Raw genomic sequence first — 15,781 nt, 5'->3', positions numbered from 1 at the left:
TGTACCTTCGTAGCCCGGTAGAAGCGACACGGAGACTTCCCGGGGCCGATCCGTCGTCACAGACGGCGTCGGTGGTGGTGATGGCGGCGGTGGGTCGGTGGGGGGAAGGAGATGGCTCGCGGGTCGTGATGGGCTGGGCTGGCCGCGGGGGCAGTGGGTGGTCGCAAGAGCCGATCGGTCCGTGGCACCGGGCCGCAGGGACCGGTGCGGTCGGGACCCATCGAAGGAGAGGATCCTTCCGGTCGACCCTGCCATGCATGGCCGTGATCGGGGAGTCTCGAAGAGGCCAGCGCACTCCGGGCGGCCGGGCCCGAATGATCGCCCGGCCCGTCCGGCACGAACGGCGCCGACCCGTGGAGGGATCGGGTCGGAGCCAGCCAGGCACGGCGCGACGGCCACTGCCGCGATGGCGAGCGCGGCAGTGGACCGACCGTCGCGCCGTGCCCGGATCCCCCCAAGGCGGTGGCTGCGAAGGCCGCAGCTCCCGGATCTGGTCGGCGCGGTCCGTGGCTACGGGAGGCCGCGGCTCCTCGGCCCCGCCCGGCACGGGCCGGAGCCGCCAAGCCCGGAGCCGAGCCCGGAGCTGCCTAGTCCGGAGCCACCGAGCCCGGAGCCGCCAAGCCCGGAGCTGCCTAGTCCGGAGCCACCGAGCCCGGAGCCGCCAAGTCCGGAGCCACCGAGCCCGGAGCCGCCAAGTCCGGAGCCACCGAGCCCGGAGCCGCCAAGTCCGGAGCCACCAAGCCCGGAGCCGCCAAGTCCGGAGCCACCAAGCCCGGAGCCGCCAAGCCCGGAGCCACCGGCATGGCCGAGCGTGGCTCGATCGCGTCGACCAGGCCCCAGGCCAGCGCCTGGTCCGCCCCGATCTGCTGCCCGCTGAGAATCAGGTAGGAGGCTCGGTGCCGGCCGATGCGGCGTGGCAGGCTCGCGGTTCCACCCGCGCCGGGGACCAGACCCATCGCGATCTCCGGCAGCCGGAAGGTCGTGTCCGGGGCTGCGATGACCCGGTCGCAGAAAGCGGACAGTTCCGCGCCCGCGCCAATGCACCGGCCGTGGACATAGGCGGTCTTGGGCACCCGGGCCGCCAGCAGGCTCAACGGGATGCTGCGCCCAGTCCGCACCGCATGCGCCCGGCCCGGATCCGGCAGCGTGCCGAACTCGGTGAGGTCACCGCCGCTGGAGAACGACGGTCCGGCACCGGCCAGGCGGATCTCGGTCACGTCATCGTCGACGGCCGCGAGTCGGAACGCCGCCACCAGGGCGTCGCGCATCCCGGTGTTGACCGCGTTGTGCATCCGCGGCCGGTTGAGAATCACGGTGAGCGCCGGACCATCCCGCCGGATCAGGACGGCAGGTTCCGGGGCGTTTTCCCCCGCGTGGGGTGGGCCCCCTTCGCCGCCCCGGCGGTCATCCCGCGACCGGACATCCCGCGACGATGGGTCATCCCCCGACGAACGGCCATCCCCCGGCGAACGGCCATCCCGCGACGAACGGACATCCCGCGAGGACCAGACATCCCGTGACGATGGGTCATCCTGCGGCGAACGGACATCCGGTGCGGCCACGCCCGCGGCTGGCGCCGCGTCGTCCGCCTGCCGATCCGGGCGGCGGGTGGCGCGGTGCTGGCGGTGGGCGGCGAGCCACGCGGCGAACTCCGGGCCCGCCTGTAACGCGGAGTAGGCGAACGACTCGGCGACCACAGCGTCGCGGACATCGCCCTGCCGGCTGAGCCGCAGCAACTGCACCAAGGCGACCGCGGCGAACGGATGTGCCGCCACTGCTCCCGACAGCAGATCCACCGCCGCCTCGATGCCACCCGGCGGGCTGACCCAGGGCCGCGGTGCGCCCGGATCATCGGTGAGCAGGATGTCGAAGCCGGCGGCGACGATCTCGGGCGGAACCCGTCGCGGATCCCTGGCGACGGCGACGCCGACGCAGGGCAGGTGCCGCGTGAGCGCGGCCACGCCCAGCGCGCCCGGCGATGCGGCGTCGACGAGGACCATCGGATGCTCATCCAGGGGGCTGAACGACTCCGGATCGACATGCAGCGCGACGAGAGCCGCCTCGGTATCCCACCTGAGCCGGGCCGCGGCGGTGACCGGGGCTGACAATGCCCCAGCTGGCAATGCCTCGGCCGGCAATGCCCCGGTCGGCAATGCCCCGGTCGGCAATGCCCCAGCCGGCGACGCCCCGGCTGGCAATGCACCGGCTGGCGACGCCCCGGCTGGCGACGCCCCGGCTGGCAATGCCCCGGTCGGCAATGCCGTGGCGGAGGGCACGGTGGCCGGCGGCGTGGTGCCCATTCCAGGCGCTGGGGAGTTCACGTACACGACGCTAGTGCTCGTTGCCGGTGGCCGTCGCCGTTGGTTCGTCGGGTCGGCGGCGCCCGCGCCCTGTCGGGCACCATCACTCAATACCGACTCACAGTGACGAACTTCGCGAGCCCACCGCCAGCATGGCGCCCGGCCCGCGGGCGAGGTGGCCGGGACATGGCAGCATCGTGTTCCTTCTACAGGAACAAAATAGGACAGAATACCCTTCGCAACCCGGTAGAACGAACATGTAGCCGCCGACCGCCCCCGCCACCCCGATAGCAGTCGGTCGGTCGAGTCGGGCGGGTTCTACGGAGGGTGAGGGGCGGGGAGGGGCGGGGGGGTGGTTGGCGCGGGTGGGCGCCAAGGTCACGAGCCGGTGGTCGAGCGGGGCTTGGGGCCGCTGGAGCGCATGTTCACCAGCCGGCCGAGCAGCTCGAACCAGAACGGTGCGCCCGCCGTGAGGGCAAAGCAGGTGACGGCGACGCCGAGGATCTTCAGCAGCCAGCCGCGGACCGAGTGCGGTACCTCCCGTGGATCATCACGGTCGTCGCTGGCCCGGGTCCAGCCGATGGGCAGGGCCAGCCCGGAGGCGTCCCGGACGGCGCGGACCGCCTCCTCGGTGGAATGCGCCGCGTCCTGCGGCGGCTGCTGTGCACTGGCGCCGATGGACGCGGACGGTGTCTGGTCGACCGTCGCGCCCGCCGCGCTCACGGCGGCCGCACGCACGGCACCGTCCTGCCACATCGCCCGGGCGATGCCGACCGCGTCCAGGTTGAACGCCGCGGCGAGCACGATCGCGTAGCACAGCATGAACACTGCGACGCGACGCTTGTACCAGCCCGAGAGCCGGTCCATCGCCTGGTCGTACCAGGCGGCGAGTTCCGCCACGAGCTTGTCGCGGTCCCCACGCACCCGGACCACGGCCGCGGTCAGGGCCTCCTTCGCAGGGGAGGCCGGCAGCGCGGCCAAGCCCTGCTCGAGGGTCCGCACCGGCGCCGCCTCCACCGCGGAGACCAGGGCCGCCGCGATCACCCGACCGGCCGGGTACTGCTCAGGAGTGACCGCGTACAGCGCCTGGGCGCTCGCCTCATCCAGGGAGCGGGTCGCCGCCTCATAGGCCGCCGTGTAGGCGACACGCTCATCGTCGGAGATCCCGGGCGGGAGTCCATCGGGGCGAAGCTGGGCCAGCATCGCCCGCGCCGGCGGATCCACCAGGTCGACCAGGGCCTGCGCGAAGGCCGTCGACGGGACGTAGGAGGGTAGTCGCAGCCGCCGCGCCCGACGCACCGCCGCGAGTCCACCGCCCACGGGTGGATGGTCGGCCAGGTCGGCGCCGCCGTCACGCGCCGAGCCCTCGTCGTGCCCGGCGGTACGCAGCATGCGCAGCGGCCCATCGAACAACGTGGTCACCACGTCAGACGGGCCGCCGTCAGACGAGCCGCCACCGGACGGATCGCCGCCGGACGAGTTACCGCCGGACGGGCCGCCGCTGGACGGATCGCTATCGGAAGGAGTGCTGGCGGACGAGTCGGCGCCGGACGGATTGGCGCCGGACGGATTGGCGCCGGACGGGTCGTTCTGGCCGCCGCGCAGGTGTGCCCGCAGGTGGGCGCCAAGCAGACCACGCAGTTCCGCCTCGAGCCGGCGGCCACGGTAGTGCAGCAGGCCGAGGACAGCTTCGTTGATCCTCGAGACCGCGAGGCTGAAGGCCGCGAACAGGAGGGCCAGCCCGATCAGGACGTCCAGGGCCGACGAGTCCGGCATGTGGTTCCCCCTTCCGCGCCACGGTGGACGCGCACCCAGCACCCGGACGCCGGACGCGCGCGGGACGGATCGCGCCCTTTTTACACCTTGACCCCAAACTGCCACGTAGAGCGCTCCGGGCGCTCGGGCGGACCTCACCCCCGCCGACACCGCTCGGGAGCCGCCGTGCGGCGGCCGGAGGGCGGAGGGCGGAGGGCGGAGGGCGGGTGTTCGGGCCCGGCCGGCGTGGCACCGGGCCCGAACACCCGCCCATCACGGGCGTCCGCCGATCAGGCCGGCGGCGGCGGGCCGAACCGGCCCTGCGGACCGTAGGCGGCGATCTCCGTGAGGATCATCGGACGGCGCTCGGGATCCTGCAGCGGTCGCAGCGGCGAGGTCGTCCCACGATGGCTGGCGCCCTGTTCCCACACGCTGAAATCGGCCATGCTCGACCACACGCTCACCACGGCGTAGCACGACGGGTCGGCCGCCGACCGCTGCAGCGTGTTGCCCAGCAGGCCGGGCGTGCCGACCAACCTGGAGCTGATCTCGTGGTACGCGCGTTCGACGGCGCCGGGCTGGTCCGGCGGGTCGATCGCCCAGAGCATGACCCGCACCCGGCCGTCGCCGGGAACCCGACCGTGGGCCGAATCCTGATCGGCGACCGACGTCCGCTCGCCCGGCGACGCCCGACCGTCCGGCGAGCGGTGCTCGTCGATCGACGCCCGCGCCTCGGACGCCACCTGTCCTTCGACCGGCACGGCGCTACCCCGCCGCGGGCACCGGCTCGGCCGCCGCGCCCGTCAGGTGGGCCAGGACGGCGCCGGTGGCCATGGTTCCGTTGGCCCGCAGCGGGTGCAGCATCTGGCGGTGGTGCAGGTGGCGCTCGCTGAGTTCGAACTCGCGGAACTGCGCCTCGTCCACCCAGTCGCTGACAATGAAGTAGGTGCCCTGCTCATCCTCGGAGCGCACCAGCCACTGGCCGAGGTTGGCCGGATGCGACGTGACCGTGTCGCCGATGCTCAGCCAGGTCTGCTCGAACTCGGCCTCGCGGCCGGGGTGGATCCGCATCGTCAGCATGATCCGAAATGGTGCCGTCGAGGACATCAGATACCTCCGTCGACCGTGAAGGTGGCGCCGTTGACGTAGGACGACACGTCGCTGGCGAGGAACAGCACGACCGCGGCGACCTCGTGGGCCTCGCCGAGGCGGCGCAGCGGAATGCGGTTGGTGTAGGCCGTGCGGGCGGCCTCGGGCATGCCGGCGGCCTGGTCGGTCTCGATGACCCCGGGCGAGACCAGGTTGACTCGGATGCCCCGGGCGCCCAGCTCCTTCGACAGCGAGCGGGTGAGGCCGATCAGACCGGTCTTGGCCGCGGTGTAGTGGGCGCGCAGCGGCACGCCGACCAGGCCCGCCCCGGACCCGATGTTGACGACCGAGCCGGATTCGCCGAGCAGCGCCAGCGCCCCCTGGGTGACCAGGTGGGTGGCGGTGAGGTTCGTGGTGAGCACCTGGGTCCAGGCCTCGAGGGGCAGCTGGGCGTACGGGATGTGGCTGATCGTGCCGACGCTGTTGACGACGATGTCGAGGCCGCCGAGATGCGCCCCGGTGGCCTCGAGCAGCTCGCCGATCTGGGCCGGGTCGGCGACGTCGGCCTGGACGAGCAGGTGGTCGCCGCCCGAGTCCTTGAGCTCACGGCGCAGGCTCTCGGCCTCTTCGGTCTGGCGCTGGTGGCCGACGACGACGGTGGCGCCGGCGTGGGCGAGGCCGAGCACGACCGCCCGGCCGATGCCGCGGGTACCGCCGGTGACCAGGGCTCGTCGCCCGGCCAGGTCTGGGAACATCGTTGACTCGTCTCCTCGGTCGTGGATTGAAGGTGATCTCGTGCGGACGGAGCCGATTCGGCGCTGAGGCCATCTCGGCGGAGTGACCTGCTCCGCGGCGCGGCGGCGCGGCGGCGCGGCTAGGGCACGGCGCGGACGATCAGGGTGCTGTTGAACCCGCCGTAGCCGCGGGCGTTGACCAGCGCCGTGCGGACCCGGCCGGGGCGCGGCCGGACGACCAGGTCCAGACCGTGCGCGGGGTCGGGGGCGTCAAGGTTCCCGACAGCCGGGATGACCCCGTCGCGGATCGCGAGCAGCGCCGCGGCCACGGACAGCGCCGACCCGCCCGCGCACAGCCGCCCCACCAGGCCCTGCGGGGCGGTGACCGGCACCGGCCGGGCACCGAACACGCCGCGGATCGCCGCCGCCTCCTGCGCGTCCAGGTCGGGTGAGCCGGCGCCGTCGGCGAACACGACGTCGATGTCGTCCGGCTCGAGTTCGGCGTCCGCGAGGGCGCGGCGCATCGCGGCGGCAAGCCATCGCCCGTCCGGCGCCGTGCGGGCATGGCCGACGGCGTCGTGGGTCGCCGCGTACCCGGCGATCTCGCCGTAGACCTGAGCCGCGCCGCGCACGGCGGCGGCCGCCGGATCCTCGACGAGCAGGGTCACCCCGCCCTCACCGGGCAGATAGCCGCGGGCTCGCACGTCGAACGGCTTGTAGCCGGCCGCGGGCTCGCTCGCGGTGCTGACCCGGCCACTGGCCTGATGGCAGGTCAGGGCGTACGGCGTGAGGCCCGACTCGGCGCCGCCGGCGAGGACCGCCCCGGTACCACGCCGGATGACGCGGCGGGCCTGGGCGAGGCTGTCCAGACCGCCGGCACCGTCGCTGACGACCACCCCGGACGGTCCCTTCAGCCCGTGGCGGATCGAGGTCTGGCCGGTGGTCGCCGCGTAGAACCAGGCGATCGACTGGTAGACGCTGACGGCCGTGCGCCCCCGGCTCCACAGCCGCTGCAGCTCGCGCTGGCCGAAGTCGTTGCCGCCCGAGCCACTGCCGAAGACCACCGCGGTGGCGTACGCCTCCTGAGCCGACGGATCGTAGTCGGCGTCGGCGAGCGCCAGTCCGGAGGCGGCCATCCCGAACCAGGTCCAGCGGTCGGTCTGGACCAGGTAGCGCTGGTCGACATGCTCCTCGGGCTCGAAACCGGTGACCTCGCCGGCCAGCTTCGCGTCGTAGAGCGCGGTGTCGAACCGGCTGATCGGCACCACCGCGAGCTCGCCGCGCAGCGTCGAGGCCCAGTACTGCTCGACGCCGATGCCACTGGGAGCAACGATGCCGAGTCCGGTCACCACGGGCCGCACGGTGCTCGGCACCCGCCGGGCCTGTGCCGGAATCCGCACCGGCAGTCCGTGCGGCGACCCGGGTGGCGGGCCTGGCGGCGTCTGCGCGGCCGGGCCCGGGGGCGGGGTCGGGGGCGGGGTCGGGTCGCCGGTGGCGGCCTGAGCGGTGGCGTCACGGGCGGGCGTGACGCCCGCTGTGATGGCGCTCACCGGTTCGGGGAGGTGAGGACGATCGCGGACTGGAAGCCGCCGAACCCGCTGCCGACCGACACCGCGACGTCGACCCGATGGTCACGGGCGGTGTTCGGGACGTAGTCGAGGTCGCAGGCCGGGTCCCGGGTGGACCAGTTCGCCGTGGGCGGGACGACGTCGTTCTCGATGGCCAAAGCGCAGGCGGCGATCTCCAGCGAGCCGATCGCGCCCAGCGAGTGGCCGATCATCGACTTGATCGAGCTCACCGGGACGTCGTAGGCCCGAGAGCCCAGGGACCGCTTGAAGGCAGCCGTCTCGTGCCGGTCGTTCTGCTTGGTGCCCGAGCCGTGCGCGTTGATGTAGTCGACGTCGTGCGCGCCGACCTGGGCCGCGTCCATCGCCACCCGGATCGCCTCGGCCATCTCCACGCCGTCGGGACGCAGGCCCGTCATGTGGAACGCGTTGGACCGGGAGGCATAGCCGCCGACCAGGGCGTAGATGTGGGCGCCCCGGGCGCGGGCCGAGGCCGCGTCCTCGAGCACCATGACCGCGCTGCCCTCGCCCATGACGAACCCGTCGCGGCTGACGTCGAAGGGACGGGAGGCGTGTTCGGGGTCGTCGTTGCGGGCCGTCGTCGCCCGGATCGCGTCGAAGCAGGCGATGGAGATCGGGGAGATCGGCGCATCCGAGGCGCCGGCGAGCACGATGTCCGCCTCGCCGTCCGCGATGAGCTGGGCGCCGTACCCCACCGCGTCGATGCCGGAGGTGCAGCCGGTGGAGACCACCGAGGCCGGCCCGTGCGCCCCGAACCGGCAGGCGAGCTCGGTGGCCAGGCAGCTGGGGACCAGCGCGTGGTAGAGGAAGGAGCTGGCGTAGTGGGGGTCGACCTCCCACAGCCGCCCCGCGTCGGAGACGACGACGTACTCGTTCTCCAGGCGGGTCGTCGCCCCGACCGCGCTGCCCATGCACACCCCGATGACCGGGCCGTCCCCGGGCTGGCCGGCGGCGACGCCCGGATCCCCCTCGTCACCGAGGCCACCGCAACCCGACGGGCGCAGGTCCAGACCGCTGTCCTCGACCGCCTCGAGCGCCGCGGCCAGCGCGAACTGCACGAACCGGTCGTTGCGGACGACCTCGCGGGCGGTGAGGCCCGACGCCCTCGGATCGAAGTCGCACTCGGCGGCGACCTGGGAGCGGAACTGGGACGGGTCGAAGAACGACAACCGGCGGGTCGCCGTTCGGCCGTCTGTCAGCAGGGCCCAGAACTCCTTGCGTCCCGTGCCCCCCGGGGCCACCACCCCCACCCCGGTGATGGCCACCTGCCGCGGTTCGCTCACGGGGTCGACCCGGCCGACAGACCGTCGGCGTGCACGGTGTGCACGGTGTGCCCGGCGTGCGGGCCGGACAGGATGACGGGGGTGTGCGGGACGTGCGGGTTGGGGATCGTCTCGGTGTCGACGTGGCCGAGGTCCGGCCGGGGCGCCAACGGGCTGAGGTGGAACACCAGGAACGCGGTCTGCTCGCCGGTGTTGACGATGCGATGGCGCATGCCGATCGGGATGCAGACGCCGGAGTCGGCTGGCAGCGCGTGGTGCTGGCCGTCGAGGCGGGCGGTCACACTCCCCCGCACGCAGAACAGGAACTCCTCCGAGTACGGATGCCAGTGCTCGGTCACCACCTCGCCCGGTTCCAGGGTGAGCGTGCCGAGGAAACCCGAGGTGGAACCCACCGTGGCCGGCGAGAGCAGGGTGCGGATGTCACCTCCACGCCGCCGGTTGGGGGCCACGTCGTGGATGCAGAGAACCTTCGGGGTGGTCGTCACCGGAGCAGTCATCGCCGTCGTCCTCCTCAGACCTGTTCCGCGAGGCTGTGGGCTGGCTCGGGCACGCGCAGCGCCGGCAGGGGGCCGGCGGCCGCGGCCCGTTCGACCTTGTCGCGGATCGCGGCCATCTCTCGTGGCGTGTTGGTGTTGATCCGGGCGGTCATCTGCTCGTCGTTGGCCGGGGCGGAGGGGCGCATCTGGAAGTCCTGCACCCAGCGCATCCGGGTGCCGGTTCCCTCGGGGGTATAGGTCCAGTGGATGTGCATGTACTCGAACGGCCCGGTCTCGACCCGGTAGGCGCGCACCTCATGGTTGACCGGGTCGAGCGTGCGCTCGGAGACCCAGCTCCACGCCGTGCCGTTCTCGTCGGGATGCATGGTCAGCCGGAACCGGAAGGTGTTGGCGGTCTTCTCGAGGATCTCCACCGAGGCGTACTCGGTGAACAGCTCCGGCCACGAGGGCAGGTCGTTGGTCATCGTCCAGACCGTGTCGAGGTCGGCGTTGATGAGGATCGAGTTGTCGGTGTGCCCACTCACAGCGGCTCCGCGAGGTCGAAGTGACGTCCGGGATGGCCCGCGCGGGGGGGCCGAGGTCGATCGGCGTCCGCGACGGGGTGTGATTCGGCGGCCGGGACAAGCTCCGGTGCTCGCGGCACGGCCGGGTGGCTGGGACATCGGGAGGATCAGGTCATCGGGCGGCCGGGTCCACTCAGACCGGTTCGCGCTCGCCGAGGGCGCCGTTGACCGTGCCGAGGATCTGGGCGAGCGTGTAGTCCTCCGGCATCTCGGCCGGCAGCTCGACGCCGAAGCGGTCGGCGACCTCGGCGGACAGCTGCAGGAAGGCGAGCGAGTCGAGGCCGATGTCGGCGAAGGTCACGTTCAGATCGCCGGGGCGGTCCTGCGCCGGAAGACCAGCCTGCGTGGTCAGGAAGTCGAGCAGTCCGTCGGCGGTCCACTGTGGGGGCATGTCGTACTCTCCTGAACTGATCGGGTCCGGCCAGGTTTGACCGGACCGCTATCGGGTAGGCAGGCGCAAAGCAGGCGGGCGGGGTCCCGGCGCTTGGCACGGGACAGCACATGGCACGGGACAGGCGCGTTCGCAGGTGCGGCGGGCTGACGCTGGCATGGATCTGCCAGCGTCGGTGTACCTGCGACCAGAGCCCGGGGGCGCGGGTGGCCCGGCCGGGTCGTCGGTGCGGACGGCCGCCGCCGCGGACGGTGTGGACGCGGGCGCGGTGCCGGAGGGCTGTGCCGGCGGGCGGGGCTGTGCCGGCGGGTAAGGTTGTGCCGGCGGGTGGGGCTGTGCCGGCGGGTTCGAGTGGGCGGGGCGCGGGTCCGGACCATGTCTGGTGCGTCCAGGCGGGACGATCCCGACGGGCCACCCGACCCACCGCAGGCCCACGACGGGCCCGCACGCGCGTACGTTTTCCACGCTCCCCACCGGGGCGGGATCGCCGCCCGTGCTGTCGGTCGGGGTTCGGTCTCGCTCGGCGCTGCGCCCGCGGCCGTACCGGAGGCGCTGCGCGCCGTTGGCGGCTAGGCCTGCGTCGACGGCGTCCAGTGGTAGAAGCTGCGCGCCATCGCATCCCGCGGGCCGCGCCAGGTGTCCGGGTCGTAGGCCGTGATGTAGCGCTCGAGCTTGCGGTTCACATCGACGAAAAGCGGGTGGTCCCGGACGTCCGACACCGCGGGCGCGACATCCGCGGAGGCCTCGATGAGATGGAAGTACAACCCGTGGAACGCGAACAGTTCACGCCGGGTGACGCCCACGATGCCGGGTAGCTCCCCCGCGTCCGACTCGGCGAAGGTCTGGGCCACCGCGGTGGCATCGGCGGGGTTCATCCTCGCCACGATCAGGGTGCGGTGGGTCGACGCCGCCGGCGTACTGACGGCGGGCTGCGATCCGGCAACTGCGGGCACGGAGTGGCTCCTCGGGCGCTTCGGGACTGAGACCAGGGGACACACGGACCAGGGACACGAGCCGGACCACCACTTGTCAGTACTCGGCACATCGAGAGCATGCGGCCACTCGTTGCCGCTGTCCTGGAATCCGCCTGGCAGTAATCTGCCAGGCAGACAAATGCCAGACCAAGGCCCGCACCATGGCCACCCCCGGTATTGCCAGGCCATCGTCAAATCACATGGTCAGGCAACCCAAGACACTCCCGAAACCCTCCTGCCACCCACGCCCGGCTGGCAGTTCCGCGTCGCGGCCGCCGCCTTCGTGTCGCGTCCGGGACCCCGTTGTTCGGTCCGCGTCACGGGCCGGCAGGCGCTGCCAAGGAGGTTCGGACCGGCCCGAACGACAAATGCCCGCGGCGAAATGTGAGACATCCCAGAAACGGACCGGACAGCGGGCGGAGGCCCGCTGACCTCTGCTAAAGCCAGCCGCGGCGGGTGGCCATCGTCCCCGCCTGGAAGCGGCTACGCGCGTCGAGCCTGGACATGAGATCGGCGATCATGCGACGTACGGTGCGGACGGACACGCCGAGGTGCCGGGCCGCGGCCTCGTCCTTCACCCCGAGACTGAGCAGACGCAGCAGGAGCCGTTCGGAGTCGGTGGGACGGTCATCCGTGCCCGCCGCGGAGCTGTCCTTCCCGGGCTCGCCGGCCAGCGGCTCGGCGGTCTCCCACACCTGCTCGAACAGGGTGAGCAGCACGGCGGTCAGCTCCGGGGTTCGGACCAGCAGCGCCGGTCCGCCGGTGCCGGAGCGCCCCGCACCCGGCACCCCGCCCAGCCCGATCAGGGCGACCCGGCCATCAACGGCGGTGGCATCGAGGCGCGGGTCGTCGAGAACCCGCGCGTCCAGGCCGTGTGCGGCGACGGTGCGTACATAGCCGGCCCCGTGCTCGTCGAGCCGCATCGCCCGGGGCAGGACGCTGCGCATCACCACGCCACGGCGCAGGGCGCGCAGCGCCGTCGCCAGCACGTCGTTGGACAGCGCTCCCGACAGTCCCCGCCGGGTGTGCAGGGTCAGCACCTCCCGTTCGGCCCGGCCCACGAGGGTGAGCAGTTCGCCGCGAGCCTGGTCGACACTGTCGATGCGCTGCACCTCGACGCCGTCCCGGTCGGGCCGGCCCGCAAGGTAGTCGGCGACGAGATCGCCGATCTGGGAGCGGGCCCGCACCAGCCGCTCGTGGCGTTGGATGAGCTGTTCGTGCTGAACCTGAAGCAGGTGTTCCAGACCCGTTTCCGGATGCACGGCGACGAAGTGGCCGGGGCGTTCCCGCGAGGCCAGCAACAGGCCGAGCTCGAGCAGTCGGTCGCGTACCCGTCCCACGTCGCGGACCGGTTTCTGGAGCAGCACCGCCACCTCGGTGACCGTCAGGGACGCACGGCGCAACCAGACCCGGTAGGCGGCCAGGGTGACGTCGTCGAACTCGGGAAGCTCAGGCACCGCGTCCTTCTCCGGAGTGTGCTCGCGCCGCTCCCTTCGGGGTCGAGTGCCGGCCGCCGGCTGCGCCCACGACAGCCGGGAGAGGCCGGGTGATCGTGATCCGTCCTCAGCGCTGCTCACCCTGATCGCTGAGGCAGCATCGGCCGCCCGGACTGTTCCGCGGAGACAACGTCCAGGGCATGGCGGACCAGGGAGACCAGCGACTGGCGCACCGACTCTCGCTGACGGGCGTCGCAGAACACCATGGGACGGCGGGGGTCGAGATCCAGGGCCGCCCGGACGTCCTCCACCCGGTACTCCCGGGATCCGTCGAACCGGTTGAGCGCGACGAGGAACGGAATGTCGCGTTCCTCGAAGTAGTCGATGGCGGGAAACGAGTCGGCGAGGCGCCTGGTGTCCACCAGCACCACCGCGCCGATCGCCCCGAGAACCAGCTCGTCCCACATGAACCAGAAGCGATCCTGCCCCGGCGTCCCAAAAAGGTAGAGGATGACACTGTCCACCAGCGTGATCCGCCCGAAGTCCATCGCCACCGTCGTCGTCGTCTTCGCGGAGACGGAGCTCGTGTCGTCGATCCCGATGCTGGCCGACGTCATCGCGGCTTCCGTGGTCAGCGGAGGGATCTCGCTGACCGCCCCGACGAACGTCGTCTTACCGACACCGAAGCCGCCGGCAATGATGATCTTTACCGGATGTGGCGACGCGGTCTCCGGTGACCGCGGCCTAGAGGGCCTGTAGTCCATCGAGCACCTTTTCGATGAGGGCAGCGGAAGGGCGGTCCGAGGAGCGGGCCGGCCGGGCCACCGTGACCAGGCCGCCGTCGAGCATGTCGCCGACGAGAACTCGCACGACGCCGACCGGGAGGTCGAGCCGCGCGGAGATCTCCACGATCGACTGCATCCGGTGGCACAGCAGCGCGATCGCGCGCTGCTCCGCCTCGAGCGTCGCGGCCATCAGCCGTCCGTTGGGCGTGGTGGTCACGAGGGCGACCAACTCCAGTGCCCGGTTGGTCGGGCGGGTCCGGCCGCCGGTGACCGCATAGGGGCGGACGACCGGACCCGCTTCTTCGTCGAACCATTCCTCGTCGTACGACATACCGGTCCTCCTGCCTCGCGAGTGGGCGTGCTGATCCGGTCGGGTCGGGCAGGGGTCGACCGGCAGACCAGGTTCACGGCCGTACCCCCGTCGGCCGGTACCGCCGCCGCTACAGCGGCAGCGCGGACTGCATCTGCGCGCGCAGTTCCGGGGTCAGGAACTCTCCGACCCTGGTCACCAGCAGGGCCATCTCATATGCGATGAGCCCGATGTCCGCGCCCGGGCTGGACAGGATCGCCAGGCACGAGCCGTCGCCGACGGCGGTCACGAACAGGAAACCCTCCTCCATCTCGACGATGGTCTGTCGTACGTTGCCGCCGCCAAAGAACCGGCCGGCGCCGCGGGCCAGGCTGTTGAACCCCGACGCGACCGCGGCAAGCTGGTCGGCGGTGGCCCGGTCCATCCCGTACGACGTCGCGAGGAGCAGACCGTCGGAGGACAGAGCGATCACGTAGGTGACTTCCGGCACCTTCTTGACGAGGTTGTTGAGCAACCAGCTCATGTTCTCGGACGGTCCCAGCGGACGCATTTCAGGTCACCCTTCCCAGATCGTCGCCGTCGTTGGCTTCCTGTCCGTCCACGAGCCCGCGACCAAAGTTGCTCTGGAAGGACGACATCATCGAGCGGATCTCCTCCGGGCTGCGCTGCGCGGCCAGCGGGGCGGCGCCTTCCCGAGCCGCGTCGCTGCGCAGCTGCGGGGCCAGGCTTGCCCGCCGGGTCCGCCGGGGCAGCCCGAGGTCGGTGAGGTTCTCCGGCTCCGCACCGTCGAGCGTGGGAGTGCCCGCGCCGCGCGTGGCGGGCGGCTGGGCACGGCGCGGGGGAAGGATCGGCTGCTCCGTCGCCGGGGCCTCGCCCCGACTCGCGCCGGTCGATCGCGGCTCGGGCAGCGAGGAGCCACCGGTACGTGGCCCGGTCGGGCGGTTCAGCGGCGCGGTGAGGGGATCCCGCCGGACGGTCAGGTCACGCGCCGCCGCGCCGGTCCCGGCGTCGCTCGGGTCACCCGCGCCGGGCAGGTAGCCGAGGGGGGCAGCGGTCTCGCCTGGCCCGGCCGGGCCAGGTCCCTGGGACGGGAACCCCGCGGACTCGGCACCGCCACGTCCGGCACCGAAGGCCCCGAACCGCTCCGTCGCCCCGAACCGCTCCGTCGCGCCGAACCGGTCTTTCTCCCCGAACCGGTCCGCAGCAGCGGCATGACCGAACTGGTCCGGACCGCTCCCCCGCTCGAGGCCGCCTGACCGGCTCAAGCCGCCCGGATGGTCCACGCGGGCGGACCGGTCCCCACCGCTGAAGGACGCGGTGCCTCGGGCGGGCGGCGCGGACTCGTCCGCCCCGGTGCCGGGCGTGTCCATGTCTGGCCCGACCGGGCTACGGCCGGAGCGGGAGCGACGGCTGGGCAGCACCGGGAACTCTCCTCCCTGCGGCGCGGCAGATGTAGCTGTGGTGGGCACTCCCGGGCTGCTCGGCTCGGGTGCATCGGTCGGGTCCGCCTGGCCCGCCAGCTCCTCGACCGAAGGTTCACCTGGCTGCTGGCCCGGCCGGTCGGCGACGAACCAGCTCGACCGGACGGTGGCGAACACCGGCAGATCGTCGAGGAGCGTCTCGTCCGAGCCGCGCGGCAGCGGTGGCTGGGTCTCGGCCATGCGCGACCGCGCAGCGATCAGCCGGCGCGGTCGCTCGTCGTCCCGCGACGACTCGCGCGAGCCGATCGACTCGCCGTCCCGGCCCGCGGCGCCCTCACCGGTACCGGTGAACGAGCCGGTGGAGTCGGTGGAGTCGGTGGAGTCACCGCCGGTCGGGCCGCTCGGCGCGACCGGAAGCGCCACGGTGGGCGGCTCGAACGGTCCGGCCGGGCTGAGCGCGACGGGGCCGGACAGGGCATCGGTCCTGCCCGCCTCGGGGGGGGGGGGGGGCGCCCCCCCCCCCCCCCCCCCCCCCCCCCCCCCCCCCGGCGGCCCCCCCCCCCCCCCCCCCCCCCCCCGCCGTCGCGGGATGACCGGGAGCGGGGAAGCCGACCGGCGGGGATCCACGGAACGCCGCAGGCGCACCCGCCGGTGAGG

At 72.8% G+C, this 15,781-nt stretch carries 15 protein-coding genes and 1 pseudogene; all 16 read right to left on the bottom strand.

Annotation, left to right across the window (positions count from 1 at the left end; translation table 11 throughout):
* Positions 1-632: 632 nt before the first annotated feature.
* Complete coding sequence (locus MXD95_RS28630; protein WP_308301533.1) at positions 633-2,321, bottom strand: enoyl-CoA hydratase-related protein; 1,689 nt, start codon at positions 2,319-2,321, stop codon at positions 633-635.
* Between the two features lie 357 nt (positions 2,322-2,678).
* Complete coding sequence (locus tag MXD95_RS19755; protein ID WP_250642152.1) at positions 2,679-4,076, bottom strand: hypothetical protein; 1,398 nt, start codon at positions 4,074-4,076, stop codon at positions 2,679-2,681.
* A 269-nt stretch (positions 4,077-4,345) separates the two neighbouring features.
* Complete coding sequence (locus MXD95_RS19750; protein ID WP_308301532.1) at positions 4,346-4,816, bottom strand: antibiotic biosynthesis monooxygenase family protein; 471 nt, start codon at positions 4,814-4,816, stop codon at positions 4,346-4,348.
* Between the two features lie 4 nt (positions 4,817-4,820).
* Complete coding sequence (locus MXD95_RS19745; protein ID WP_250642151.1) at positions 4,821-5,162, bottom strand: antibiotic biosynthesis monooxygenase family protein; 342 nt, start codon at positions 5,160-5,162, stop codon at positions 4,821-4,823.
* A complete protein-coding gene (locus MXD95_RS19740; protein ID WP_250642150.1) occupies positions 5,162-5,899 on the bottom strand; it encodes an SDR family NAD(P)-dependent oxidoreductase in 738 nt (245 codons plus the stop codon). The genes MXD95_RS19745 and MXD95_RS19740 overlap by 1 nt, the downstream gene beginning before the upstream one ends.
* A gap of 119 nt (positions 5,900-6,018) precedes the next feature.
* Positions 6,019-7,284: a beta-ketoacyl synthase N-terminal-like domain-containing protein gene (locus tag MXD95_RS19735; RefSeq protein WP_250642178.1), complete on the bottom strand. Its 1,266-nt coding sequence runs from the start codon at positions 7,282-7,284 to the stop codon at positions 6,019-6,021.
* 140 nt (positions 7,285-7,424) lie between these two features.
* The gene (locus MXD95_RS19730) at positions 7,425-8,747 is read right to left on the bottom strand and encodes a beta-ketoacyl-[acyl-carrier-protein] synthase family protein (RefSeq protein WP_250642149.1); all 1,323 of its coding nucleotides are present in this window, start codon (positions 8,745-8,747) and stop codon (positions 7,425-7,427) included.
* Positions 8,744-9,244 carry a cupin domain-containing protein gene (locus MXD95_RS19725; protein WP_250642148.1) on the bottom strand — a complete coding sequence of 167 codons (501 nt, stop codon included), beginning with the start codon at positions 9,242-9,244 and terminating at the stop codon, positions 8,744-8,746. Before MXD95_RS19725 ends, MXD95_RS19730 begins: the two co-directional genes overlap by 4 nt.
* A gap of 14 nt (positions 9,245-9,258) precedes the next feature.
* On the bottom strand, positions 9,259-9,768 hold the full coding sequence (locus MXD95_RS19720) for an SRPBCC family protein (RefSeq protein WP_250642147.1): 510 nt from the start codon (positions 9,766-9,768) through the stop codon (positions 9,259-9,261).
* 172 nt (positions 9,769-9,940) lie between these two features.
* Positions 9,941-10,198, bottom strand: coding sequence for an acyl carrier protein (locus MXD95_RS19715; protein WP_250642146.1), 258 nt, complete (start codon positions 10,196-10,198; stop codon positions 9,941-9,943).
* A 569-nt stretch (positions 10,199-10,767) separates the two neighbouring features.
* A complete protein-coding gene (locus MXD95_RS19710) occupies positions 10,768-11,151 on the bottom strand; it encodes a TcmI family type II polyketide cyclase (RefSeq protein ID WP_308301531.1) in 384 nt (127 codons plus the stop codon).
* A gap of 458 nt (positions 11,152-11,609) precedes the next feature.
* Positions 11,610-12,629, bottom strand: coding sequence for a LuxR C-terminal-related transcriptional regulator (locus MXD95_RS19705; protein ID WP_250642145.1), 1,020 nt, complete (start codon positions 12,627-12,629; stop codon positions 11,610-11,612).
* A gap of 116 nt (positions 12,630-12,745) precedes the next feature.
* The gene (locus MXD95_RS19700; RefSeq protein ID WP_250642144.1) at positions 12,746-13,372 is read right to left on the bottom strand and encodes a GTP-binding protein; all 627 of its coding nucleotides are present in this window, start codon (positions 13,370-13,372) and stop codon (positions 12,746-12,748) included.
* Positions 13,353-13,724, bottom strand: coding sequence for a DUF742 domain-containing protein (locus MXD95_RS19695; protein WP_250642143.1), 372 nt, complete (start codon positions 13,722-13,724; stop codon positions 13,353-13,355). The genes MXD95_RS19700 and MXD95_RS19695 overlap by 20 nt, the downstream gene beginning before the upstream one ends.
* 109 nt (positions 13,725-13,833) lie before the next feature.
* Positions 13,834-14,253: a roadblock/LC7 domain-containing protein gene (locus MXD95_RS19690; RefSeq protein WP_250642142.1), complete on the bottom strand. Its 420-nt coding sequence runs from the start codon at positions 14,251-14,253 to the stop codon at positions 13,834-13,836.
* 1 nt (position 14,254) lies between these two features.
* A pseudogene (locus MXD95_RS19685) lies at positions 14,255-15,781 on the bottom strand (hypothetical protein); the annotation flags it as partial.

This window comes from Frankia sp. AiPa1, from assembly GCF_023243075.1.
Taxonomy (GTDB): domain Bacteria; phylum Actinomycetota; class Actinomycetes; order Frankiales; family Frankiaceae; genus Frankia.
This window is presented reverse-complemented; position numbering and strand designations above follow the sequence as displayed.

What these genes read in the sequence shown, in the direction of transcription:
- MXD95_RS19755 (WP_250642152.1), bottom strand. Translation starts at nt 4,076, where the DNA reads ATGCCGGACTCGTCGGCCCTGGACGTCCTGATCGGGCTGGCCCTCCTG.
- MXD95_RS19745 (WP_250642151.1), bottom strand. Translation starts at nt 5,162, where the DNA reads ATGTCCTCGACGGCACCATTTCGGATCATGCTGACGATGCGGATCCAC.
- MXD95_RS19740 (WP_250642150.1), bottom strand. Translation starts at nt 5,899, where the DNA reads ATGTTCCCAGACCTGGCCGGGCGACGAGCCCTGGTCACCGGCGGTACC.
- MXD95_RS19725 (WP_250642148.1), bottom strand. Translation starts at nt 9,244, where the DNA reads ATGACTGCTCCGGTGACGACCACCCCGAAGGTTCTCTGCATCCACGAC.
- MXD95_RS19715 (WP_250642146.1), bottom strand. Translation starts at nt 10,198, where the DNA reads ATGCCCCCACAGTGGACCGCCGACGGACTGCTCGACTTCCTGACCACG.
- MXD95_RS19700 (WP_250642144.1), bottom strand. Translation starts at nt 13,372, where the DNA reads ATGGACTACAGGCCCTCTAGGCCGCGGTCACCGGAGACCGCGTCGCCA.
- MXD95_RS19695 (WP_250642143.1), bottom strand. Translation starts at nt 13,724, where the DNA reads ATGTCGTACGACGAGGAATGGTTCGACGAAGAAGCGGGTCCGGTCGTC.
- MXD95_RS19690 (WP_250642142.1), bottom strand. Translation starts at nt 14,253, where the DNA reads ATGCGTCCGCTGGGACCGTCCGAGAACATGAGCTGGTTGCTCAACAAC.